Consider the following 25,785-nt stretch of genomic DNA (forward strand, 5'->3'; position numbering starts at 1 on the left):
CCAGCCAAAAGATCGACGGTTCAGCGGGCGCGGAATAATTTTTGTAGCTTTAGGTAAGGTTACTTCTCACCCTGCCCTTATGCGCTTTATTCTACTCTGGATCACTTTGTTTTTACCCTTCCTGACCTGTTGGTCTTCCCCCGGAGGCACCACATCGGGGGTGGTGTTTGTTGAGAACAAGGGGCAGTGGGCGAGCGATGTTCTGTTCAGGGCCGATCTGCCGGGTGGTTTTCTTTTCCTGAAAAAAAGCGGGCTTCATTACGTTTTTTACGATACCCGCGAAACAGCCCGTCGCCATGCAGCTGCGGCCCCAACTGACCCCGTTTCACCTACCATACGAGCACACGGCGTCGCGGTTTCGTTGCTGAATCAGTCTGGTTCAGGGCATATGGAGGGCGTCAATCCGGTAGGTACGTCGTTCAGTTATTTTACCGGCAACGATCTTTCGCGGTGGGCAGGCGGCATTCGGGGCTTTCCGGAGGTGATCTACCATGACGTTTACCCCGGTATCAACCTGCGGATTTACGCTTATTACGAAACATTAAAGTACGAGTTCGTCGTGCAGCCAGGTGCCAATCCAGCCAGTATTCAACTGGCCTACACCGGCGCCGAGCAGCTTTCTCTCCTCGACAACCGACTGATTATCAAAACGTCGGTGAATGAGTTTCGGGAAAATGCCCCTTATAGCTTTGTCACCCGGGCCGATAAGGCCACCGAAGTAGCCACTCGCTGGGTTTTGACAGGGCAGGTAGCCCGGTTCGAGTTTCCAAAAGGGTATGACAACACACAAACCCTGACCGTTGACCCGGAACTGGTCTTTACGACATTCTCAGGTTCACGAGCCGACAATTTCGGTCACACGGCCACCTACGATGCCCAGGGCAATACCTATGTGGCAGGCTCGGTCTGGGGTACTAGTTTTCCCGCAACGACTGGTGCCTTTCAGGTCGATTACGCCGGACAAACGGATGTTGGTATCATGAAGTTCTCACCCGATGGTTCACAACTGCTCTTTGCCGTAAACCTGGGCGGTAGCGGGGCCGACTTACCGCACAGCGCCGTTGTGAATAGCAAAGGCGAGCTAATTGTGATGGGCAGTACAGCCTCCCCCACTTTTCCCACCACCGCCGGGGCTTTTCAGCGCACACTGACATCCATTCTGGGCGGTGGCACATCCGTCTACGGGGGGTATCTCGGCTACAACCTGGCGAGCGATCTGTTCATTGTCAGACTGGGCAGCGATGGCAAAACATTGACAGGCAGCACCTTGCTGGGCGGATCGAATAACGACGGATTAAATCCGGTTCCGGGCAATGCATACATCCGTAACTACTCCGATGAGTTTCGAGGCGAGGTTATCGTTGGTCCCGACGATGATGTGTACCTGGCCAGCAGCTCGCAGTCGACTGATTTTCCGGTGACCGACGGGTCGAGGTTATCAGGTACGTTCGATGGTGTTGTTTGCCGGCTTTCGGCTGACCTGACCCAACTTCGCTGGTCGACCCGAATTGCCGGCAACAATGCCGACGAAGCCCACGGCCTGCGCCTTGCCGCTGATGGTTCGCTGTATGTATGCGGGAGCACATTCAGCACGAACCTCGGCACCGCCGGGAGCCTGCAACCCCAACTTGCCGGGTTGAATGATGGGTACCTGGCGCGGTTGGTCAATGGTACCATCACGGCGCTAACGTACCTGGGCACGTCTTTCTCCGACGTGGCCGATCTGGTTGATATTGGGCCCGACAATGTTCCGCACGTGCTGGGGCTGACCAAAGGGCTTTACCCCGTTTCGGCAAACGTGTATACCAATGCGCGGAGCGGTCAGTTTATTCACGCCCTCTCACCTGACCTAAGCAAAACCGTTTTCTCTACGGTGCTTGGTACCGGGCGGGCCTTGCAGCCAAACGGATCGGTAACGGGCCCCGACATTTCGCCAACGGCTTTTCTGGTCAATTCCTGCGGTAATATTTACATTGCCGGGTGGGGCGGGTCGGTCAACGTGTTGAACGGCTACAACGCGTTCAGTACCACCACCGGTTTACCCGTCACGACCGATGCCTATCAACCTGTTACCAGTGCCAGTAATTTCTGGATTGGCGTACTGGAACGCAACGCCAAATCATTGCTGTACGGCACGTTTATGGGCGATACCCGGTCGGCCGCCGCTGCTACGTCTGATGGCGACCATGTGGATGGCGGCACGTGCCGGTTCGATAAGGATGGCACGATCTACCATGCAGCCTGTAGCTGTCGCTCGAACCTGTTTCCGGCCACGGCAACTGCCTGGTCAAAAACACGCGGCAACTCCAACTGTAACAACATTGCGTTCAAGTTCGACACCGATAAGCTTAAAGCTACCTTCGATACGTACCTGGGTACCCGAAAAAATGTGGTTACCGGTTGCGCACCACTGACGCTGAACTTCCAGAATACCAGCATCGGTGGACGTCGCTACGAATGGCAAATTGTGGGTAAAGTGCAATCAACCGACCCGCTTGCTGCTACCTACACCTTCGATAGACCCGGCGAATACCTTGTTCGACTGCGTGCCTATAATCCACTGAATTGCAAACTCGTTGACTCAACCGATCAGCTAATCACCGTGTTACCGTCGGCCTTTCGGGTAAGCAAAGACACCACGCTTTGCGCCGACCGGCCTGTATCACTCACGGCGCAGGGCGGCGTAACGTATTTATGGTCACCAGCGGCCGGACTAGCCAATCCAACCTCGGCCAGTATCCTGGTGGCAACTAAAACCACGACTACCTACAGTGTATCGATCACCAACGAGTATGGTTGTTCGGTCACACGGACCGTCACTGTGAGTGCCGACAACACGTTTAAACCCAATATTAGCGTTGAGGCAACGCCCGACTGTGGTCAACCCACCCGGCTTGCCTTCACCAATTCAACCGTTGGGGCCAACCAATTCGTATGGGTTATGGGCACAGGGGATACGCTCCGAACGCGCGTGCCGGAGAATTACCGGTATCCACGATCCGGTACCTATGAAATTGTGGTTACTGCGATGAAGAATGATTGCGCTATTTCGCTGACGTACCCAATTATTTACGAAGATTTCAGTCAGATCCCCAACACTATCACGGCCAATGAAGACGGTAAAAACGACGTATTCGACGTTGGGTTTTCCGGCGCCAAACTAGCCATTTATAACCGCTGGGGAAAGCTGCTTTTTCAAACCGATAATTACGCCAACGACTGGGGCCGTAAAATTGCCCACGGCACCTACTTCTACCTGCTCACTACTCCCGGTGGCAGCCAGTGCAAAGGTTGGATCGAGGTGCTGGAATAAGGGGGAGTAGTTCGAGGTTTGAAGCTTGAGACTTGAAGCTTGACACCTGAAACCTCAAACTATTACCTTTGTATCATAAACACACAAACTAACATGAAACTCGTTGCAACACTGGCCCTTATGATGGGGCTCGCCATTGGCGCGTCGGCCCAGGATTCTTTCCACGGGAAAAGAATCACTGAAAAGGGTGCCGTTCCCGCCGCTCAGCTAGCCGCTACGATGGCTGATAAGAAGGAGATGCCCGCGAAGGTAGAAGGCACTGTTGAATCGGTCTGCAAGGTTAAAGGATGCTGGATGAAGGTGAATACGACTGATGGCCAAACCATGCGCGTGTCGTTTAAAGATTACGGCTTTTTCGTTCCGAAAGACATCGTCGGCAAGAAAGTAGTTATGCAGGGCACTGCTGTTCAACGCATTACGCCCGTTGATGAGTTGCGCCACTATGCTGAAGATGCCGGCAAGAGTAAAGAAGAAATCGCGAAGATTACTGAGCCAGAGAAAGCCCTCACGTTTGTGGCCGATGGCGTGATTGTTAAAAAACAATAAATCGATTCCAACGATCAGTTTATTGGTCGGGTCAATAAAAGCGTAGGCATGCGGCAGTGGCGGTATGAACTACGCTTTTCTGATTTAATCTGCTTTTGGTATGACTTACTCACAAAAATCTTTGGCGGCTTTTCTTTTCATGGCATCACTACTGACCTATGCCTGTAAATCGACAGACATGACGCCCACAAACCGGGTGACGCTCAGTGCTTACCAGTCGGGCCGTTTACAAAATGACATCACGGTTCGGGTCGACTCGCTCAATGACAGCCGCTGTCCGCAGGGCGTAGTTTGCCTTTGGGAAGGTAACGTGGTGGTGAAAGCAAGCCTGTCGAAAGACGTTGATAAGGCCCAGGTACGTTTGGTGCTGGGACCCGACATGGCCAACGGTACCCGAAAGAAATCCGATTCGACGGGGGTCGTCTTGTCGGGAGCAACGTACAAAGTGATCCTGCGTGACGTAACGCCCTACCCGACAGCCAATCAAACATCGCCTGCTCCACAAGCCGTTATTGACGTGTCGAAGCTGTAACGAATGACCATTGCCTTTCTTGTCATCCCTCCGTTGTCGGGGTGACAAAACTGAACGCTCAAACAGCTCTATTTTCCTAAGCCAACCCAGTCCATGAACCAGTCTGTCGCCCTTCTGCTAGCTATTATCACGGTAGCGTATGCCTGCAAGCAGGATGCGTCAGTACCGCCACTTCCGGCCGGTTACGTAGAGATACAGACAGGTAAACCAGTACTTACGTCATCGAACCTAACTGTCATTGCGGATACTATACGCGTATCCATCTGCCCTAAACCAGCAGCCTGCTTTGCCCCTGACAACGTATCGGCATCACTTCGCCTGGTACGTGATCGGGAAAGCCAGTCGGTACGCCTTTTTGCTTTTTTCGATAGCCAGGGTCGGCGCGACGTTAGTTCCAGTGATTCGACAGGCGTTCGGCTAGGGGGCCAGCTCTACAAAGTGATTCTGAGCGGGCAATATATCGGTGAAACTGAACAAAGTCGTCTGGGACGCGCTATTCTTCAGCTTGCCCCCCTCTGATTATAGAAGGCGTACCGATCATTTTCCTATCTTCAAGGCCGCAACCCAAACAGGTTGCGTTTTTTGTACCCTTCAAATCAACTTCATGAACCGTTACTACTTGTCCTTACTGCTCGGGCTTTGCCTGGGCACGTCTTCTCTACTGGCCCAAACGGCCGCGCCAGCCCGCACACTACTTCACTGCGGCAATCTGTTTGTCGGCACGGGCAACGACCTGCAACGCGAAATGACTGTTGTGGTCGAAGGCAACAGGATCGCAACGATCCAGAAAGGCTACACGGCCCCAACTGCTCAGGATCGGGTAATCGACTTGAAAAGTAAAACCGTATTGCCGGGCCTCATCGATATGCACGTGCACCTGGAAACAGAGACCCGGCGGGGCGGCCTGGTCGACCGGTTTACAATGAACGTACCTGATGTTGCTTTTCAGGCCGCTAAATACGCCAAAACAACGCTGCTGGCCGGTTTCACCACCGTACGCGATCTGGGCGGAACCGGCGTGAACGTATCGCTGCGTAATGCGGTGAACAGGGGCCTGGTGGATGGCCCACGGATCATGACGGCGGGTAAATCCATCGCGACTACGGGAGGACACGCTGACCCGACCAACGGCTACCGGAAAGACCTCATGGGTGATCCGGGCCCTGAAGACGGTGTGATCAATGGCCCTGATGAAGCCCGCAAAGCGGTTCGTCAGCGGTATAAAGACGGTTCCGATCTAATCAAAATTACGGCTACGGGCGGCGTTCTGAGCAATGCAAAAGACGGTTCTGGTCCACAGTTTACGGAAGAAGAAGCTCGTGCTATTGTTGAAGCGGCCAAAGATTATGGCTTTGCTGTTGCCGCCCATGCCCACGGGGCTGAAGGCATCAAACGGGCGGCCCGCGCGGGCGTTCAGACCATCGAACACGGTACGTACATGGATGATGAGGCCATAGCTATCTGCAAGAAGATGGGCACCTACTTCGTACCCACCATCATTGCGGGCAAAACCGTGGCCGATTCGGCGCGTATGTTTGGCTACTATCCGGCACTGGTGACACCCAAAGCACTGGCCATTGGCCCGAAAATTCAGGCCACGTTTGCCAAAGCCTACAAAGCAGGCGTAAATATTGCCTTCGGCACGGATGCAGGCGTGTATGTGCATGGCTACAATGCCAAAGAGTTCGAATACATGGTCGAGGCCGGCATGCCGCCGGTCGAAGCCATCCGGTCGGCCCTGATGACCAATGCCAAACTGCTGGGCATGGATGCGCAGATCGGCTCGATCGAGCCCGGTAAGTTCGCTGACATCATTGCCGTTGACGAAAACCCTATCCAGAACATCAAAACCTTGCAGGCCGTCCGGTTCGTGATGAAAGACGGCAAGCAGTATAAATAGGTGTTAAGTGTCAGGTGTCAGGTGTCAGGTTTCAAGTGCTGTGCTTATCAACCAGATGGTGGGTAAGCACAGCACTTGACACCTGATACTTGACACCTGACACTCAACACTTGACACTTTATGGCTTCATCGTTAGAACCTGAAGAGCAGGAAAAACTACGGGAACTGACCGCCCAGAGCTGGAACCTCGAACTGGCCATTTCGGGCGTTGCGATGTTTGCCATTCTGCAACTACCCGACCTGCTCGATTCGGCCTTCAGTTACCTGCAACACAATTTCCTGCTCAATACGGAGGGAATACCACAAGTACTTATATCGCTGTCGTACAGCATGATACGCGCTACATTTTATGTACTTTTTGCCGCTTTCCTGGCCAACTTCGTCATGCGGGCGTTTTGGGTAGGGCTGGTGGGGCTGCTGGCCGTATACCCGTCGGGCATTCATTACGATCGCATACCGTTCTCAACACCTTTCGCCCAGCAACGGATGGCCGACGAGCTAGGCCCGCTCGATCGCTACATTCTCTGGCTCGACAAGCGGTGTAATATCGTGTTTGCCCTTGCTTTTCAGTTTGTGTTTTTTCTGGTTATAATCAGCATATTTTATGTGCTGAGCTTGGTAGCGTACATGCTCATTCAGCCAAACGTATCGGCGCAGGTTTGGCAGGGCGTTAAAATCGGGGCGGGTGTGCTGGTCGTTTGTTTTTACATCGCGCTGATCGTGCTGAGCCTGAAAAACGTACGAGAACACCCAACAGGCACGAAGTTGCACTACCGATTGACGAAGGCCTTCCAGCTACTGTTTTTGGGTATCCACAAGCCTTCGTCGTACATCACAAACACCTTCTACAGTCACATACCGAAGCAACGCTTTACGCGCACGTTTGCGATTTTTATGACCGTGTTTGGCCTAGTGTTTTTTCTTGAATACACCGCTGATCAGGCGCGTAGCAATCGGCGTAGCTCTTTTTTCAACAGCCGTCACCTGTATTCGGCCCGGGTAGATAGCTTGTTTGTAGACCCCGACGCTTACGATAACCAACGACCTGAGGGTGAGCTTATCGACGTAGCCGCTATTCAGGCCGACGTAATTCGTGAACCTTATTTACGGCTCTTCATTGCTTACCCCAAAGCCCTCGACACCTTGCTGGCGCGCGTAGCCCCGGAGCCAGTCTGGCCCGATTCACTGTCGAGGCAGGAAGTACGACGCCAGTACGCTGCCTGGAGTAATCAGCAGATCAACAAGCTTATCAGGCTAACGGTCAACGATTCAGTGTTTGCTCGTCCCGAACTACTGTTTGGTCAAGCCGGCACGATGCAGCAACGCGGCTGGCAAACGGTGCTTGTGCCGGGCAACCTCATCAAAGGCCGTAACCTGCTTCGGGTAGGGATCCTCCGACCAGGCCAGTCAGTTTCCGATGAACTTGTCGCTATTCCATTCTGGTACGTACCTGAGCCGTAGCAAGCCTTGCTGTTGTATCACTCGTTTTAAAAATTCATTCCCTGACAACCGGCCAAAAACGGCCGGTTAGCGAAGCGCCTGGCCGATTATCCACTAAACTGATCGCGTGCCGAATTCAGTTTGGTGGGTAACCGGCCAGGCGCTTTTGTCGTCGGTTGGCCCATATTCTTCGCGTTAGGCGTACGCTAAATAAATTACAGCATCCGTTTAAAAATATACATACGGCCTACTCATTATCAACAGTTTACATTCATTGCTATGTACTAATCACTTCCTAACTCAACGTCAGTTATGGCCCGGCTCGATCCCGAACTGCACTCCTTACTACACCAGTACAGGCAGCAATCTCAAGCGCAGACCCGGCCATTGGATGCAGATACGGCCGAATCAGTGGTGCCCGGCGCATCCATGCTCGTTCAGATTTATGTGCAGTTTACAGGCACTCCCGATGCGCTTGAAGCAGCCGGTATGGAGATCGCCAATGTGGTGGGGCCGGTAGCCTACGGACAGGCCACGCTGGCTGCGCTGGATCGCATAGACCAGCTCGATACCACAGCGTCTATTACGAAGCTGCGCCGGAAAAATTTGTTTCTGAACGATAGTATTCCCGATATAAGAGCCAACCAGGTCTGGACCCGAACGGGCGATGCGTTCACAAACGGAGGACAGGGGGTTATTGTGGGCATCATCGACACGGGGATCGAGTACCGGAGTCATAATTTCCGTAGCCACCCCGACCATAAGACACGGTTGCTGAGTGTATGGGACCAGACCCTGGCCGCCGGCACTGGTGAGGCCACTCCCCGATCACCTATTACCATCCCCTTAGGAGCCGACCCTACCCACCCCGCCCGCCCTGTCAGTCTGAATTACGGCGTTGAATACACGGGCGAGCAAATCAATGCTTACCTGGCCAACGGTTCGGCAACGCCCGAGATTCGCCACGAAGATGAAGATGGCCACGGCTCACACGTGTCGGGAATAGCGGGGGGTAGTGGCATACAGCGAGGGCGTTGTCATGGACCTTATACGTACATCGGTGTAGCCCCAGCCGCGGAGCTGATCGTTGTCCGTTTATGGGGCCTGACTAAAGGCGACGATGAAAAACCAAGACCAACGGGTGCAGGCAGCACTATGGTCGATGCGATCATTTATATTCTGAATGAGGCCAAGAAGCACAGTAAGCCAGTTGTGATCAACCTGAGTCTCGGGTCATACTCGGCCGAGCTGACTGGCGAAAACGGTGAGTCGAAATCGGTAGATGCTTTATTGAAAGCCAATACTACCGGTGCTGCCATTGTCTTCGCGGCAGGCAACGACGCCAACAGTAAATTCCACGCCAGGGCCACTGTTCCCGCCGGACCGACAGCCAGTTTATCACTTAAGTTCAAGATCGGAAAAGATGATAAACAAAGACGCCAGATGACCCTGCGCTACACGGGAGACAACTTGCGGGTACGTCTATCGTCTGAAGAAACGTCTACCCCAACACCCTGGGTGATCAGCACCGACCCGACCAAAACGTTCACCGATACAGTCAATGGCAGCGGAGGCTCGGTTCAGATCACCAGCTTCCCGAATCAGATCGAAATTGCGCTGATTCCGCCCACAAAAGGAACGAATAGAAAAGGTGACTGGACGCTTGAATTACAGAGTACAACCCCCGTTGCCACCCTTTTCGATGCGTTCTGGCTCTACGGGTCCTGGCATAACGAGGTACCCCCGCCCTATTTTTTAGACCATACGAACACTCAGAGTACGCTGTCGACGGAAGGGGCCACGCGTGAGGCAATTACGGTAGGGGCTTATACCGCCGGTACTGACGAGCTGGCTGACTTTTCGGGCCGGGGAGTGGCTCTGGGTCCCGGTCAAAAGCCTGAAATTACGGCACCGGGCGTAAGCGTGGTGTCAACCGATAGTGGTGATTATCGGGGGTGTTGCAATTGGCTCTGTTGCCGGTGTTGTTTCTACAAAAACCTGGACGGCACCAGCATGGCAGCGCCGCATGTGGCAGGGGCAGCCGCCTTGCTGTTTCAAAAAAATAAAGCGCTTACCCATGTACAGGTCAAAGATAGCCTGATCAATAAGGCTCGCGCTGTTGCCACGACGGTAGTAGACGATCAGTTGGGGTGGGGGAAAGGCAAGCTGGATGTGAAAGCATCCTACGACTTCGCACCGGCCCCCACTCCCCCGCCCCCCGGCCCCACCCCGCCCCCCACGCCATTTATGGCGCCACCACCCAGCCAGATCGAATTACTCCAGCGCCGGGTAGTGCGTAGCCCCCATTGGCCGCATCTGGAAGTCCTCTTAGACCGCTACGGACGCGAGATCAGCACGCTGGTGAACACGAACAAACGGGTAGCAACGGTCTGGCATCGCTGCGGTGGACCGGCCTGGGTACGTGTTGCCCTGCAACTGATCGATATGCCGACTATGGCTATTCCGGCCACAGCGGGGGGCCATTCACTCGATGAGGGAATAGACCGGATGCAGGCCATTCTGCAACGCTATGGGAGCGCCGGGTTGGTCAGCGATTTACAGCGCTTTAGCCCTGTGCTGGCGTTGGTCGAAAGCGGGCGCTCATTACTCCAGTTAGTGAACCTGCTGGAGCAAACTGAGCCGACCATACTGGTAACAACGGCTGAAGCAACCTTATAGATCCTGACCAGTATGCCCACACAAGCTGGCACCGTGGCCCACCTCACGCATGAACTGGGGAAAGCTTTACAACCATTGGCAACGCTGCTACAACCCGATTTTACAAGTCGGCTTGGGCTTCAGCTGCCCTCGTCGGTTGCTGCCAATGCGGCCGTAATGAGTGCCTTCTCAACGGCTGCCACCACAGCCGGGCAGTTGCCTGCGCTGGTTACCAACCTGGGCAATGCGATAGCCGCTGACAATGTCGGCCCTATCGGCTTGGCTACTGCCAGCCTTATCAGCGCAGTCAACCAGCTGATTGCCCACCTAAAAGCTATAGGCACGCAGCTATCGGCGGCGGCCGTGGGGCTACCGGCCAGCGAACGGGCCGCCATTGATCAGTTGGCAGGTACGTTGGCTAGCCGAACCATCGAGTACATGCTGATCGGGTACCTTGACCAGCGGTTACCCGCCTTGACAACGACCTTGTCTATGCTGGGGCTGATCGACAAGGAAATGGAATCGCCCAGCCTGCTCGAAACCCAACCTGTTCCCGAGACCCGTCTGCCGCGCCGCTTTTATGTCGACCGGATCGGATTACTGCTGCAACATCCCGATCAGTTATTTCAGCAGGCGTTCGGTTTGGGCGATGCCGCCTTCGATGGCCAACGCCTATTCAGTCGGCTTCAGCACTTACTGACTGGCTTCGGCCTGCCCAGTACATTGATCAACACTACGGGTCAGCCCCTACGGCTCGATGCCACGTTTTTCCATCTCCAGGTCGACCCAACGGTCAACCCACCCGGCATAACATGGGGTTTCCACCTGCCGGGCGAATTAACCCGCACCGACAATATCCCGATTTCTGACCTGTGGAAAGGGACGCTCAGCGCGGAAGCAGCCTTTGTTGGCGGCCTGTCAGGTACGTTACGACCACCCTTCTCGATCACGGCTCAACCACCCAGCGGCAACCTGAAACTGACTATTCTGGCGGGCATCAGGGCCGAGAAACCAGGCGACGAACGGATCATCCTGATCGGTGATACGGGCGGAACAAGGCTACAGGCCAAAACCATCGGTGGCAGCGTGGGTATCGATGCCAGACTGGGTACGTCGGGCAGTACACTTTCCCCAGCCATCCAGTTTCGGGTTGATGAAGGGAAACTGATTATCGACTTTTCAAAGGGCGATGGCTTCATCAAATCGCTGCTGTCGGGAGTACGTTTTGAAGCCGCCATTGAACTGCTGGGTACGTGGAGCCCCACAGAGGGCCTTCGGTTACAGGGCAGTGGTGGCGTCGAGGTTTTCATTCCGATGCACCTCGACCTGGCCATTATTCAGGTGCAGGGACTTTATATTTCGATCGGCTTCTCAACGGCGGCGCCCCTGAAACTGGGCGTCGCGGCACAGTTCAGTACCAACCTGGGTCCGTTGAAAGCCGTTGTTGACCACATTGGTACCGACATTCCGATTTCATTTCCGGCTGGTGGCGGTGGTAACCTCGGCTTTGCCAACATCGACTTTGCGTTCAGTCCGCCCAATGGCATTGGTCTCTCGCTCGACGGCGGCGGATTCAAAGGCGGTGGTTTCCTGAAAATAAACGTCGACAAGGGGGAATATGCCGGGGTGCTGGAACTCGAATTCCAGTCGCTGTTTTCGGTAAAAGCCATCGGGATCCTGAACACCAAAATGCCTGATGGCTCACCGGGCTTTTCGCTGATTATTCTGATCACCGCCGAATTCCCGCCCATTCAGCTCGGGTTTGGGTTTACCCTACTGGGTGTAGGCGGTCTGTTGGGGTTGAACCGTACCATGGTGGTTGAACGGCTGGCAGCCGGGGTGAAAGACGGATCGCTCAACTACATCCTGTTCCCGACCGATGTGGTGGCCAATGCACCCACGATCATTGCGTCGATCGGGGCCATTTTCCCGCCCAGAAACGGGCAGTTCGTTTTTGGGCCAATGGGTAAGCTGGGCTGGGGCACGCCAACGCTTATTACCGTTGAGCTGGGTCTGCTCATCGAGGTCGCCAACCCGGTTCGTATCGCCATTCTGGGCGTTATTCGCTGTCTGCTGCCAGAAGAACACCTGCCGCTTATCAAGATCCAGGTCAATTTCATTGGCGTACTCGATTTCGAGAAAAAACAGCTCTTTTTCTTCGCGTCGATCTACGATTCGCGCCTGCTGGCCTTCACGCTCGCGGGCGATATGCTGCTATTGATCAACTGGAGCGCCAACGCCAATTTTGTCCTTTCCGTCGGCGGTTTCCACCCGGCGTTCACACCGCCGCCCATGGGCTTGCCTGCCCTTACCCGGCTCACTATTGCCCTCCTGGATGGCGACAACCCACGACTGCGCCTTGAGGCCTACTTCGCCATCACGGCCAATACCGTGCAGTTCGGGGCTAAGCTGGAGTTGTATGCGTCGGTAGCCATTGCCAGCATTGAAGGGTTTCTGGCCTTCGACGTGCTGATCCAGTTTTCGCCTTTCCATTTCATTGCCCGTATTCAGGCGGCATTGTCAGCGAAAATTGCCGGTGTGACGCTCTTCGCCGTTGGGCTGGATCTCACCCTCGAAGGCCCCTCGCTCTGGCGTGCCTACGGATCAGCGCGGGTATCGGTGTCGTTCCTGTTCTTCAGCGTATCAGCGACTATCAAGTTCGATGTCAGCTGGGGGGATCGTACCGATACCAGCCTGCCACCGGTGAATGTGTTACCCAGGCTGGTCACCGCTCTCGGCGATAAACGTAACTGGCAGGCGCTGATTCCCGCCAATTCGCACCAGCAGGTCAGCCTGCGTGAGCGGCCCGCAGACGGCCCCGACGCCGACAAGCTGATCGTTCACCCATTTGGCATCCTGACGGTCAGCCAAAAGCTGGTGCCGCTCAACATAGACATTCAACTACTTGGTAATCAGCAAATAGCCGACAACGTTAAAACCTTTCGCGTCGAGCACGTTCGGGATAGCAACGGCCATGAGTTTGGCCTGGAGGCGGTAAAAGAGCAGTTTGCCGTAGCGCAGTTTGTGAAAATGGATGACGCGGCCAAACTGAGCCGGAAAGCCTTTGAGCAACTCGACAGCGGTATTCTGCTAGCTGGGTCGAACCGATTTATGATTGGGTTTGCGGCCGTTCGCACGATCCGCTATGACTTTAAATACCTGGTAAAGAAGAAACTGACGCGGGCCCTGGGCAAACTTCGTTACCTGCGCGCAGAACTGTTCACCACCCTGTTGAACGGCAACGCTGTAGCGCAGTCGTCGCTGTCAATGGCCAGCCGGTCGGCATCGCCGTTAGCCCCGCCAGTCATGGCCGTGAAGCCCGAACAATATGTCGTGAGCTTTATTGATTCGCTGGCCCCCGTAACGGCCACACCTGTTTTCGACGACGAAGCATCGGCCCACGCCGCTATGCAGACAGTGGTGCGTGACAACCCTGGTTTTCAGGGAACTGTTCAAGTGGTATCGGCCTATCAACTCGCCCTATGAGCACTACGAACCAATACACGTTTCTGTCATGGGCCAGAAAAGGCCTTGTCAACAGCCTGTCGCCGGTAGCAGCTACAGGCACAAGGGCGGCCGTAGAACTGGGCATCGTTGTGAACGGGCAAACGGTTTCGCAAACCGTTGAGGTGCTTGCCCCCCAGGATATAATTGGTATGAACGCCGACATGGTGATTCGGACGGAGCCACGGCCCGGCATCACCGATTTTGAACCGAACTACCTGGCGTTCATCGAGTTTTACGAAGAAGATTTCCCCTGGCGGTATACACCCCGCCTGCCCAACGGCGCCCTGCTGCCGCCCTGGCTCACGCTGATCGCCCTACAGCCCGGCGAGTTTGACACCGACGAGCATAGCCATCCATTGCCATCCATCAAGATCCTGGCCGACGCCAGTCTGCTTTTTCCCCCTGCCGATCAGCTCTGGGCCTGGGCACACGTACACGTGAACGGGGCCATCCAGCAGGCAAGTGAGCTGGATACGGTGGTGGAACAAAACCCAGACCGGGCCTATTCGCGGCTGTTTGCCGCTCGTAAACTGCATCCCGATACGCCCTACCAGGCATTTCTGATCCCTACCTATGAACTGGGGCGGCTGGCCGGACTGGGGCAAGCGGTTGATGATGCAACCGTTTTCGGCCATGTCTCCTGGGTCGGCAAAGTGGCAGGGGCAGCCTTTCCGTACTATTACAGCTGGTCGTTTCACACCGGTAAAGCAGGGGACTTTGAGTACCTGCTCACCCTGCTGGAACCGTATACCGCCGATAAAGACATCGGACGGCGCGAGATGGACGTCTCGACACCCGGTTTTGGCACAAAATGGACCGAGCCCGACACCACGCTTGGCCTGGAGGGCGCCCTGAAATCACCCCTGATGGTGTCGGACAACTGGCCCAATCCGCCAGCGCCGCTGTCTGATTTCCAGACCGGGCTGGAACGACTCATCAATCTGCCCGAAACGCTGGTTACGACCGGCAAGACAGAGTCAGTCATCACGGTGCCCTTTTATGGGGCCAGGCATATTCTGGAAAAACAGATAACGATTACCAACGTACCTGAGCAGGATTCCTGGCTGACTGAGCTAAACCGCGACCCACGAAACCGCACAGCCGCAGGCTTTGGCACCAAGGTGGTGCAAACCAACCAGGAAACCTACATGCGAAAAGCCTGGGAACAGGTGAAGCAGGTGAACGAGCTGAACCAGCGTATCCGCCTGGTTCAGCTGGCTATGCAGGCAGGGCAGCGCCTGTTCGTGAAACATTTTGCGACCCTGTCGCCCGCCAAAGCGCTCGGCATCACGCAGTTGATGCATACTAAAATAACCAACAGCCCAACAACCATTCGCTACGCCATTGGGCAGAGTCAGTTACCGCTGGCGGCACTCAGCGGGGCGTTCAGGCGAATAATCCGGCCCGGTGGTCCCCTCATGCGGCGCTGGAACGGCACTGTAGGGCCGGCAGAACTGGTAGAGGGATTAAACAGCGGCACATTAACCACAGCCCCCCCAGCCCCGCAACCCGCCGATACGACTAGCTATACGGCTGTAGTGAACGGGTCGGTCAGTGGTAGCTGGCTTCCCGACTGGCTGCGGACACTACTGGCCGGGTTGAACGAATGGCTTACGCTATTGATCGGATTGACGATCAGTAGTAGCTGTCTGGCTACAGGCTTCTGGCTGGTGGCGTTACTGGTGAGTATTCTGTCGGTGGTGGCTTTTGTGCTGATTCGGTATGCCAAGCAAGCGCAGCAGGTGCAGGACGTGCTGACCGCGCCTGCCCTAACGCCCGACCTGGTCGATAAACTACCACCGCGGCCCGGCTTTAAGGTAGTTGCAGGCAATGCCCCCCAGCAGCCAGCGCAGGGCAGCAACATACTGACGGGCATTTTCGCCGACTTAGGCCCCGACAGTCCTGACGCAGAACGTTTTAAACTGGCTACCCGCGATCTGTTTAGGCACACAGGTACGTTGCCACCGCCCGTTCCGGTGCCCCTACCGCTTAACCTCGAGCGGGTACAGAAACGAGTTTACGACGTAATAGAACCCCGCACAGCCATTGCCCGCCGGTTTGCCGCCAGTGTCATCTTGCCCGGTTTGCAGACCATTCCGCCCGCCCGGCTGCCAGAAGCTATCGTGCCGGTGATGGCGTACCCTGATTTCAAAGAAGCCATGTACCGTCCGCTGCGTGAGTTGGGTAACGATAACGTTTGTCCTGGAATTGGCCGTCTTCCGCCCAATAAGATCACGTTGCTGCTCACCAATTCACCATTCGTTGAATCGTATATGGTTGGCCTGAACCACGAGATGGGCCGCGAACTGCTGTGGCGCGAGTATCCCACCGACCAGCGGGGAAGTTATTTCCGCACGTTCTGGGAAAAGAATGGCTTTACCGTTCCCAATCCGACGTTGACAGCCGAGCAGCGCGCCGAAGCCGAGAAAGACATTCCGAAGCTGCACACCTGGGGGAAACGTACCCAGCTGGGTGCGCACCCCAACCCGCCCCCTGCTTCGGGCATAAAGCCCCCCGAAAAAGTGGTGCTGACCATTCGGAGCGACCTTTTCAAACGGTACCCGAACACGGTGGTGTTTGCCCAGCGGGCCAAATGGCTCAACCAGGCCGCCCAAACGCGCGAAATGGACGAAACGCTGGAAGTGAATCCCGACGTAGTTTACAACACGGATATCCTTAAAACACCTTTGTTCGGCGGCGAATTTCCACCCGATGTAAAGTGCTTTGGGTTCGATCTCACGCTGGCGCAGGCGCGCGGCACCGATACAGACCCCGGCTGGTATTTTGTGGTGATGGAGCGTCCCGGTGAACCCCGTTTTGGCATGGACGAGCCAGATCCGGCGTTCAACTTCGCCAGTCCGCCAGCTATCCGCCTGTGGAATGACCTGACCTGGGGGCATCTGGTGCCCTCAAGAACGGCCTATGACCAACTGGATATCCTTCAGCTGGACCCGGCCCACACGCCACACCTCAACGGACCGATGCCCAGTGACCCCGACGACGTGCAGCAACGCACAGAAGACAATGCCCACAGTTGGGGCACCCAGTCTGCCAGCCTCGCCTACATTCTGTTTCAGGCCCCCGTGAAAGTAGCCGTCCACGCCACTGAAATGCTGGAAGGTGTAGGCTGAACCACTCACTATCCCCTAGTCACTCTTCGTAACCCGTTCCTGTTCTACCCAATGGACGCCTTCGACAAAGACCGCGCTGACCTGCGGCAAATTCGTGACGAAAAGAACCAGCTAGTAGCCCGGCTGGCCCAATTTCAACGCGACCAGCAACAGCTCGACAAAGCCGCCGAGCAAGCAGCCCGGCTAGGCAATCAGGAGCGGCAGCAACAGCTCAATCAGCAGCGCGAGCGCCTACGGGCTCAGCTTGCGAAGGCAGAAGAAGGCTACATTCAGGCTCGCACAAAGGCCATCAACGGTCTGGACAAACTGGTACAACGGTACAAAACCCCGCAGCAATACATCCGCTCCTGGGACGACCACCTCCCCATTCTGCTTTTCCCGGTTCGGGTAGAAACACGGTTTTCACCCGTTCAACAACTGAGTGACGCCGAACTCTGGGTACGTATATACCCCGACGAAGCAACGGTTGTGCAACATAACCCCGACCTCACCGAGGCGGAAACTGCCGCCGCCAACACGTTCTGGTTTGAAACCTGGAAGGCAAACACCGACGCTGAAAAGCTTGGCGCCTGGACAGCCCTCGTTGGGGGGTTTGGCTCCCGTCGGGCCGCCTGGATCGTGCATACGACCGAACCGGCAAACATCGGGCAGGTCGACGACGCCATTTTCCAGTTCCCTACCGATCCCGCGTTGCTGGCCCTCGGGTTTACCGCCCCTGACATACGGGCCGGGAAGGTTTATTGGCGCAGTCGCTGGTTGGGCAACGTACCTGATCAGGCACAGGCAACCCTTGACGCAGCTGTGGGCACCAGTCGGGCGGCAACAGTGAGTACCGCCACGAAACCAGCCAGATGGGACAGCCTTCAGGACAAAGCACCGGCCGACGAATTTGCCAGCGTGGTTGTTCTGGCCCAGCCCGCTGTGCCAACCGGTCAGGAAGGGCAACATGCCAGTTATGCCGACGTACTGCCCGATCAGTTTGTGGTGATCGGGTATCGGGATCAGCGCAAAGTGTTTGACGTAACGGGCCGAGCCATACCCGACCGCATCTGGCTGTCGCCAAACGTCGATCCGCTCGACGGCAGTATCAGCCGGGCCGCCGATGGAAAACTGCACTTCGAGGGCGAACTGGCCTGGATGAAAGACTTCGACGCGGCCGTTGATAGGGGCCTTGGGCTACGGATCAACCTTCAGGAAGCCATTACCCAAACGGTGGTGAACGAGCAGAACAGTACCCAGGAGCTGGCAGACGTCATTCTCAGGCAGGTCACCACGTTGGGGCTCACCAGGCTGCTGGTCGTTGGCATCAATGCCGTTGATGGACGGGAAAATGGCCCTGTATTGCTCGAAAAGTTATTCGATAACCACCACTATGGGCAAACGGGTCTGAGTTTTGTACCACAGGGAACGCCCACAAACAACACGGAAGCTCAGGATGCCGGGCCTGGTGGCGAGCTGGCCGCCAGCGACAGTTTTGTTCTCGAACGCAGCGGCCCCCTCTTCACCGACCAGCCAACCGCTGCGTTCTACCAGCGGCCAAACGGGCAGCGCATGGCCGATTACCTGGGTATCAGATCGAGCGTTTTCCAGCATATTGCCCACAGCAGCGACGTTGAACTGGCCGAAGCACAGGCCATGAACGTAGCGCTGTATAACGCCACACTGGCCTATTACTTCGACGAAATGATGGACCCGCTGGTATCGCGGGCCGACCAGCACCGAATATATCAATTTTTTACGCAGCACGTGAGCGCACGGGGTAGCCTTCCCGTCCTGCGCGTTGGCCGGCAGCCTTACGGCGTTCTGCCCACCACAGCCCTGGAGCGCTGGCAATGGACCAACGATGAGATGCACGAAGGGCGACAGTTCGCCGTGCCTTTCTACGAAAAACTGGTGAGCCTCATCCAGTTTTTCGATCGCCGTTGGGGCGGCCTTACCGCCTACGCGTCACACGCGGGTCAGGCCGGGCAGTCGCTGACCAGTAATCAGCAATTGCTGGACCTGCTGGGTTTGCAACCGGCCTCGGTCACCTACGGGCAGCGGTGGCTGTATGGCCGCCAGTTCATCCGAAGTTTCGTATACATCCTGCTGGGTCGCGATGTGTCGGCGGAGGAAATGGAACGCTGGAAAACACGTGCGGCTACGCTTCTCGACCAACTGGGCATCTCCGCCGAACCTGCCTTGCTGAGCAAGACCTTTGCGCACCCGGCCATCCCGTTGAAAAGCGTGCCGCTGATTGACTCGCTGCCCCTCTCGGAGCAAAATGCCGTGCAGCCCCTGTTTAACAAAGCCGACGGCACCGCCGGACCCAACTACCTGGAGTGGCTTCGGCACAGTCCGCTCAGCGCTATACAGGCCGATGCGATCCTGAACGAACAGGGCGAACTGGTGAAAGCGCCCAATACGTTGCTCTATGCCCTGTTGAAGCATGCGACCGAGCAATCGTTCTGGGACACAGCCATGAAGCTGTTCGAGGACTATGCGGTTGTAGACCGGCCGGCCCGGCGCGACGTAGAGCTACGCCAGGTGGCCGCGTCGCCTGCCGGCAACCAGGAAATACGCCAGTGGACAAAACCGGATTACCTGCTGGCCGACATGGGTAACATTCCCCAGTTGGGCATTACCAACCAGACAATGGCAACGTACCTGAGCCAGCGGGCGCAGTTGCCCATCGTGCGGGATTCAAACCTCCACCTGGTAAAAGAAGCCCTGGCTACACTGGAGAAACTGCCTACCGCCCGACTGGAGCGCCTTCTGGCCGAACACATTGACCTCTGTAGCTATCGGCTGGATGGCTGGCGCAACGGGCTCCTGCAAAAACGGCTGAACTACCTTCGCTACGACTATCGCCGGCCGAACCAGCAGGAGAATAACGGACACTCCAAGGGAATTTACCTGGGGGCCTTTGGCTGGCTGGAAAACATTAAGCCGGCCCCGGCGCGACCCGTGGCCCTCACTGCGTTTCCTGCCGAACTGCAGGTGACCGGTCAGGTACTGGAAGCTGCGCACGATGGCTCGTTCATTCATGCCCCCTCGCTGCCGCAGGCTGTTACCGCCGCGCTGTTGCGCAGTGGGTATCTGGCCTACGCCAACCGAACGGCCGGCGAACAGGAGCGGCTGGCGATCAACCTCTCGTCGTCGCGGGTGCGGCAGGCGCTCTGGTTTATCGAAGGAATTCGGAAAGGCCAGGAACTGGCCGCCCTGCTGGGCTACCAGTTTGAACGAAGCCTGCACGACGCCAACCTCGACGTGTACATCTATGCCTTTCGCGAACGGTTCCCGTTCAAGGTGAAAGAAATGGATACGCCTGCCGGTCAGTCTATCGAGGCGGTGTCGGCCCGTAATGTAGTGGATGGCTATGCGCTGGCCAATGAACCGACGCCGTATCCGTATGGCCAGTCTGGCCTGCCTGCCGCCGGTAGTTCAGACGGTCAGGGTATCGTGGCGGCCATTGATGCTGTGCGCAATGCCATGGACGCAGCGGCGGACCTGATGCTGGCTGAGAGCGTTCATCAGTTTGTGCAGGGCAATCAACTAACGGCGGGGTCATCGTTGAAAGCCATTCAGGAGGGGCAGAATCCGGCCATTCCTGATCTGGTACAGACACCCCGAAACGGCCACGCCATCACCAGCCGTGTCGTGCTCTCTCTCGACCCCACGGCCGCGCCGCCAGCAAACGCCAGCCCACGCGTTTTGGCCGAGCCAGCCTTGAACCAGTGGCTGACCGATCTGTTAGCCTCCCAGCTAGGCACCACGTTGTTCATTGTCGAGAAAACAACCTACAATGCGGCAGGCGAAGCCACAGCCTCTGAACTGGCCGAAATTGCCTATTCCGCCCTGAACCTCTTTCCAGTCGATCTCGTAAACCTGATCGAGAATCAGCAGGCTGAGCTAGTTCGGCGGGTGCTGTATGAATACCGACGTACCCATCCCGTAAACCCCAATCAGCGTGTGCAGGTCCTGCCCGATGCGCCGGTCATTACAGCAGGTTCTACCCCGTTCGGCGCTGTATTACCACTGCTCCGCCATGTTCAGCAGTTGATTCGGAAGGGCCGACCGTTGACAGCGATGGATTACCGTGTACCGGGAGAAAGCAAACCGGGCGATCAGCAGAACATTGGCAACGTTAACCTGGCAGACTTGCTTGGCCGTGCCACTACGTTGCTGGCAGCGCTTCAGGCGCAGCAAACGGCAATCAATACCGCTATAGCCGCAGCAGACAACATCATGGCTAATGACCCGCCAGCCAGCCGCCTGGTCAATCTGCGCAACCTGATTGTGGCCAATCAGCTGGCCTGGGAAACCCTGCTGAAACAGACCGCCGATAGCGACTTACCGGAAGCATACCCCGATCAGCCCGTTACGTTCACCAACGCCAGCGTTGATCAGGATTTTAACTATGCGGACGCGCAAACCGACCTGACCAAACTATTTGCCAGCCAGTTGTATGGTAGCCCACGCAGCAGTGCCACGTTCCTTTTTCTGACGCAACTGTTAACCGTGAGGAATAAACTGGCCACTAAGATTGCCCGGATGACGAGCGCACTAACCAGTGCCAGCCAGCCCGGCCTGTCTGTCGACGCCCAGTTGCCATTACTGACGCAGGCGTTTGAAGCAGGGCTGGGCGCAACCAGTATTCTGCCCCGATTTTCGCTCGAAAATGCCCCGGAAGTGCAGGTCGCGTTCCAGAATCAGGCCAAAACGATGACCTATAAACGAACGCAGCTACTGGCCGAGCTGCCCACCCTTAGTACAGCGGCCAGCCAGCTGTTGATCCTGGAAGAATGGCTACAGGGCGTAGGCCGGGTGAGACCACAGATAGGGCAATTGGAACGCGTGAAGCTGGCGGCTGAACTCGACAGTGATCCGTCAGGTACGTCGCTCGCGGTTATACAACTCCCCTACCTCAATCAGCCTTACTGGGTTGGGCTCGACATGCCGGAGAACATACCTGACCCGGCCGATTCGACCCAGACCATTCCGTTTCAGCTCGATCGCGACTACCTCTCCATCGTCCTGATGAATCCGGCCGTTGCGCCGGCCTTCGGCACACCCCAGTGCGGCTTCCTGCTTGACGAATGGACTGAGGTGATCCCGACGAAAAAAACCACAACGGGCGTAGCCGTCAATTACAACCAACCCAATGCCGAGTCGCCACAGTGCTGGTTGCTGGCGGTGTCGCCTACCCTTGTCGGTAACTGGTCGTGGGACAACCTGGTGGCTATTCTGAACAGCACACTCGAGCAGGCCAAGCGCCGCGCTGTAGAGCCAGACCATATTGCTGCCCACTCAAATCTGGGTCAGCTCTTACCCGCCACCATTACGGCTCAGGGCTCAGCACCAGATACCAGCATCTCGCTTCAGTACGACCGGTTGTACACCACTCGCAACGTTTAACCAGCAGCCATGCCACCTCTTATCTTTTCCGAAGCAGCCAACTGGGCGTTTAAACCCAGCATTACAGCCTGGAACCGGCTGGAAGGTCGCCCCCGCGACACAGATTTTTCGCGCAGCCTGCGGGCCGAAGTGCGCGACCCGCTCTGGATGCTGTGTCGGCAGTGGCAAATGGGCGAATTCGAAGGGGAAGATGCCGGTACGGCTGTGGAAGCCCGCTTTGTTACCGATTCGTCGCGCATTCAGCACTATGTGGGTGGTAGTGGCCCACCTACACCGTACTCAGACAATGTACCGCTGGAAGTGCAGGTTGAACAGGAAGCCATCCGGTTCGATTTATTTACCCAGCTGCAACTGGGCAAAACCTGGATTCGCCTGTTGCGGACCGAAGGGTTACAGCCATACATCGACTCGATTTATCTGGTGAGGTGTCCGTTCATTAAGCCAGTGGGGGTGTTGGCCAACGATCTTCGTGCCAGCCAGACAGATACGGTAGCCTGGCTCAGTTTGACCGATAAACGCGTCCCGAACGGGGAAACGCTGCTCAACGCCATAAGCGATGGCTCCCACGCCACCTGGCTCACCGGCTTGCCTGCCCCCGACCGTTCGGCACTGATGGTCCTGGGCCAGCAACTCCAACAGTTGTTTGACCGGGTTTACAGTCAACCCGATAAGGCTTCGGGCGACGCCTGGAAGCAGGAACGGCTTGAGTACCAGTTTGGGGTGACAATCAACGAAACAGACAGCCTGGTTTCGCTCGAAGCGGAACAATACCATCAGGGACACCTCGACTGGTATTCGTTTGACCGGGGGGCGTCGCAGTTTGATGGGCTGATGCCAGCCACAGAGCGCAGCGTACAGGCCTATATTCCAACGCCTGTTCACTATTACGGTATGCCCCATCGCCGCTGGTGGTCCTTTGAAGATAGCGTCACCAACCTTGGCAAGCTCAACACCCAGACCTCCGATCTGGCCACGCTCCTCTTTGCCGAGTTTGCCCTGTTGTTCAGCAATGACTGGCATCTGGTTCCCTGCGAGTTGCCCGTAGGTACGTTCACCCGGCTGGATGGTGTACTGGTAACCGACGTGTTTGGTCTGCAAACGTGGGTACGTCCGGCGGGCCGTGGCCTCGATGACGACTGGCAGCGGTGGTCGATGTTCAACCTGACAACCCTGGCTCAGCACGATACCGCCGATACCCGGCTGCTTGTACCGCCCGCCACGATCAAAACGATGGATGGCGCCCCACTGGAAGAAGTTCATTTCCTGCGCGATGAAATGGCGAACCTGGTATGGGGCATCGAACAGACCCTCTCGACGGAGATGGCTACCGGTGAAGACGGCTACGAATCGGCCAATCAGCTGCTGGCGTACCTACAGCGTAGTAAGGCTATCCCAGCCGACCCGCCCGGGCCCGCCCCCGCAGAGGGCACTCCCCCCGCCCCACTGCTTACCTACCAGCTTGGCACCACGGTACCGCGCAACTGGATACCCTTCATCCCCGTCAATATCAATCCGGGTTCGCCACAGATCCGCCTGCAGAAAGCAGCCATGCCCGAATTTATTGCCCACTATGGTGATACACTGGTTCAGTCGCGGACCTCGCTGCTGGAGCCTGCCAGCGCCGACAAGCCCTTACGAGTCAATGAAGAAGAGGTGCCCCGCGCCGGGGCTATCGTGAAACGACAATTTAACCGTACACGCTGGTACAATGGCCGGGTATTTACCTGGGTGGCGAAGCGTAAAGAAGCGGGTCGGGGCGAAGGATCGAGCGGCCTGCAATTCGATCAGGTAAGCTAACCGGCGGCCGATCTTGGACTTTATGTATTGAACGTTGAACCCTGCCGCTGAACTTACCGGCTACAAAGTAAATCGGGTTGCCGGGCTGCTTTCGACGGCATGAATCTCTCCTCTCCCGGAACATTTCGCTGGCGAATGGTAGCGTTGCTGTTCGTGGCAACAACCATCAATTATATCGATCGGCAGGTGCTGTCTTTCACCATGACGGATGAGCTTTTCCGGAAGGAAATGTTGGGTATGGCCACCACTGACATACTCACGCAGGAGCGCATCGATCAGTTTCGGGTCGAGTATAGCAAGGTCGACTCGGCGTTCAAATTTGCGTATGCGATTGGGTTTCTGCTGATGGGCTGGCTCATTGACCGGATCGGCACCCGGCGCGGATTTTCGCTCGGCATTATAACCTGGAGCGTAGCCGCCGTAGGTACGTCGCTGGTGCAGAGCCTATCGGGTTTAACGCTGGCGCGCGTCACGCTGGGCCTGGGAGAAGCCGCTAATTTCCCGGCAGCCATCAAAACGGTGTCTGAGTGGTTTCCACGGCGTGAGCGGTCGTATGCCAATGGCATCTTCAACGCCGGCACCAACGTGGGCATTATCCTCACGGCCCTGCTGGTTCCCTACCTGATCCTGAATTTTGGCTGGCGGAGCTCGTTTCTGGCAACGGGTGTGCTGGGTTTTGGGTTGCTGATCCTCTGGTGGTTTACCTATACCAAACCCCACAAAAATCGCCGTGTCTCTCCGGCTGAGCTGGCGTATATTCGGCGTGAAGCCATTAGTGAGCCACCGTTGCGCGTGTCGTGGCTTCGGCTGCTTTCCTATAAACAGACCTGGGCCTACGCCATTGGTAAGTTCCTCGCCGATCCAATCTGGTGGTTCTACATGGCCTGGCTCCCCGATTTTTTCAATTCCAACGACGCCCTCGACCAGAAGCTGGATCTTAAATCGTTTGGCGTGCCCTTCCTGATCATTTACGTTGTCTCCGACGCTGGCAGCATTTTCTTTGGCTGGCTCAGTACCCAACTCATGAACCGCGGCTGGTCGGCCAACCGGGCCCGTAAAACCACCATGCTGATCTGTGCCCTTTGTGTAGTTCCGATCATGTATGCCGCCAAGACGGATAGCCTGATCGTCGCCATCGCACTGATCTCAATGGCCACGGCCGCGCACCAGGGTTGGGCGGCCAATATCTATACCTTTGCATCGGACCTGTTCCCCAAAAATGTGACGGCCTCCGTCACCAGTATTGGCAGTATGTTCGGTGCAGTCGGCGGTATTCTGCTGGCTCGTTATTCGGGCGACATCATTAACACACTGGGCTACCAGCCGTTATTCATTATGGCGGGCAGCACCTATTTACTGGCCCTGCTGCTGATCCATCTGGTGCTCCCCCGCCTCGAACCCGTATCAGCCGCCGAACTATCGCCCGATTTTACGATTGCCCGATAATACTTACGTCTCAATTCCCGATCAATCAGTACGGTATGCATGCTGGTAACTGCCGTAAGCTTATTTTTACCAATAAATCGCGGTTGTCCGTACCTGTCTAAGCCGCCACCTTTTATTT

12 protein-coding genes are annotated in these 25,785 nt (G+C 56.3%); all 12 read left to right on the forward strand.

The genetic code is table 11. The annotated features are described in order from the left end of the window. Positions 1–79 precede the first annotated feature (79 nt). The 12 genes from ACAW75_RS09485 to ACAW75_RS09540 all read left to right on the forward strand — a co-directional run bounded on the left by ACAW75_RS09485 (position 80) and on the right by ACAW75_RS09540 (position 25,667). Positions 80–3,313 carry a DUF7948 domain-containing protein gene (locus ACAW75_RS09485; protein WP_370728454.1) on the forward strand — a complete coding sequence of 1,078 codons (3,234 nt, stop codon included), beginning with the start codon at positions 80–82 and terminating at the stop codon, positions 3,311–3,313. A gap of 93 nt (positions 3,314–3,406) precedes the next feature. After that, positions 3,407–3,859 (forward strand): DUF4920 domain-containing protein, encoded by a 453-nt coding sequence (locus ACAW75_RS09490; RefSeq protein ID WP_370728455.1) that lies wholly within the window; start codon positions 3,407–3,409, stop codon positions 3,857–3,859. Between the two features lie 139 nt (positions 3,860–3,998). After that, entirely contained in the window at positions 3,999–4,391 is a 393-nt protein-coding gene (locus ACAW75_RS09495; protein WP_370728456.1) for a hypothetical protein, read from the forward strand. A gap of 93 nt (positions 4,392–4,484) precedes the next feature. Next, positions 4,485–4,910: a hypothetical protein gene (locus ACAW75_RS09500; RefSeq protein WP_370728457.1), complete on the forward strand. Its 426-nt coding sequence runs from the start codon at positions 4,485–4,487 to the stop codon at positions 4,908–4,910. Positions 4,911–4,995: 85 nt separating this feature from the next. Next, positions 4,996–6,291, forward strand: a complete 1,296-nt coding sequence (locus ACAW75_RS09505; RefSeq protein WP_370728458.1) for a metal-dependent hydrolase family protein — start codon at positions 4,996–4,998, stop codon at positions 6,289–6,291. 120 nt (positions 6,292–6,411) lie between these two features. Next, positions 6,412–7,752, forward strand: coding sequence for a hypothetical protein (locus ACAW75_RS09510; RefSeq protein WP_370728459.1), 1,341 nt, complete (start codon positions 6,412–6,414; stop codon positions 7,750–7,752). A gap of 291 nt (positions 7,753–8,043) precedes the next feature. Continuing rightward, positions 8,044–10,410 (forward strand): S8 family serine peptidase, encoded by a 2,367-nt coding sequence (locus ACAW75_RS09515; RefSeq protein ID WP_370728460.1) that lies wholly within the window; start codon positions 8,044–8,046, stop codon positions 10,408–10,410. Between the two features lie 12 nt (positions 10,411–10,422). Next, positions 10,423–13,875 (forward strand): DUF6603 domain-containing protein, encoded by a 3,453-nt coding sequence (locus tag ACAW75_RS09520; protein WP_370728461.1) that lies wholly within the window; start codon positions 10,423–10,425, stop codon positions 13,873–13,875. After that, complete coding sequence (locus tag ACAW75_RS09525; protein WP_370728462.1) at positions 13,872–17,027, forward strand: hypothetical protein; 3,156 nt, start codon at positions 13,872–13,874, stop codon at positions 17,025–17,027. The genes ACAW75_RS09520 and ACAW75_RS09525 overlap by 4 nt, the downstream gene beginning before the upstream one ends. 51 nt (positions 17,028–17,078) lie before the next feature. Beyond that, positions 17,079–22,424, forward strand: coding sequence for a hypothetical protein (locus tag ACAW75_RS09530; protein WP_370728463.1), 5,346 nt, complete (start codon positions 17,079–17,081; stop codon positions 22,422–22,424). A 9-nt stretch (positions 22,425–22,433) separates the two neighbouring features. Next, entirely contained in the window at positions 22,434–24,221 is a 1,788-nt protein-coding gene (locus ACAW75_RS09535) for a hypothetical protein (protein WP_370728464.1), read from the forward strand. Between the two features lie 99 nt (positions 24,222–24,320). Further along, positions 24,321–25,667, forward strand: a complete 1,347-nt coding sequence (locus tag ACAW75_RS09540; protein WP_370728465.1) for an MFS transporter — start codon at positions 24,321–24,323, stop codon at positions 25,665–25,667. Positions 25,668–25,785: the final 118 nt, after the last annotated feature.

This window comes from Fibrella arboris, from assembly GCF_041321095.1.
Lineage (GTDB): Bacteria > Bacteroidota > Bacteroidia > Cytophagales > Spirosomataceae > Fibrella > Fibrella arboris.

Coding starts and splice junctions, on each gene's coding strand:
- ACAW75_RS09520 (WP_370728461.1), top strand. CDS start 10,423: ATGCCCACACAAGCTGGCACCGTGGCCCACCTCACGCATGAACTGGGG.
- ACAW75_RS09515 (WP_370728460.1), top strand. CDS start 8,044: ATGGCCCGGCTCGATCCCGAACTGCACTCCTTACTACACCAGTACAGG.
- ACAW75_RS09530 (WP_370728463.1), top strand. CDS start 17,079: ATGGACGCCTTCGACAAAGACCGCGCTGACCTGCGGCAAATTCGTGAC.
- ACAW75_RS09510 (WP_370728459.1), top strand. CDS start 6,412: ATGGCTTCATCGTTAGAACCTGAAGAGCAGGAAAAACTACGGGAACTG.
- ACAW75_RS09525 (WP_370728462.1), top strand. CDS start 13,872: ATGAGCACTACGAACCAATACACGTTTCTGTCATGGGCCAGAAAAGGC.
- ACAW75_RS09540 (WP_370728465.1), top strand. CDS start 24,321: ATGAATCTCTCCTCTCCCGGAACATTTCGCTGGCGAATGGTAGCGTTG.
- ACAW75_RS09500 (WP_370728457.1), top strand. CDS start 4,485: ATGAACCAGTCTGTCGCCCTTCTGCTAGCTATTATCACGGTAGCGTAT.
- ACAW75_RS09495 (WP_370728456.1), top strand. CDS start 3,999: ATGGCATCACTACTGACCTATGCCTGTAAATCGACAGACATGACGCCC.
- ACAW75_RS09505 (WP_370728458.1), top strand. CDS start 4,996: ATGAACCGTTACTACTTGTCCTTACTGCTCGGGCTTTGCCTGGGCACG.
- ACAW75_RS09535 (WP_370728464.1), top strand. CDS start 22,434: ATGCCACCTCTTATCTTTTCCGAAGCAGCCAACTGGGCGTTTAAACCC.
- ACAW75_RS09485 (WP_370728454.1), top strand. CDS start 80: ATGCGCTTTATTCTACTCTGGATCACTTTGTTTTTACCCTTCCTGACC.
- ACAW75_RS09490 (WP_370728455.1), top strand. CDS start 3,407: ATGAAACTCGTTGCAACACTGGCCCTTATGATGGGGCTCGCCATTGGC.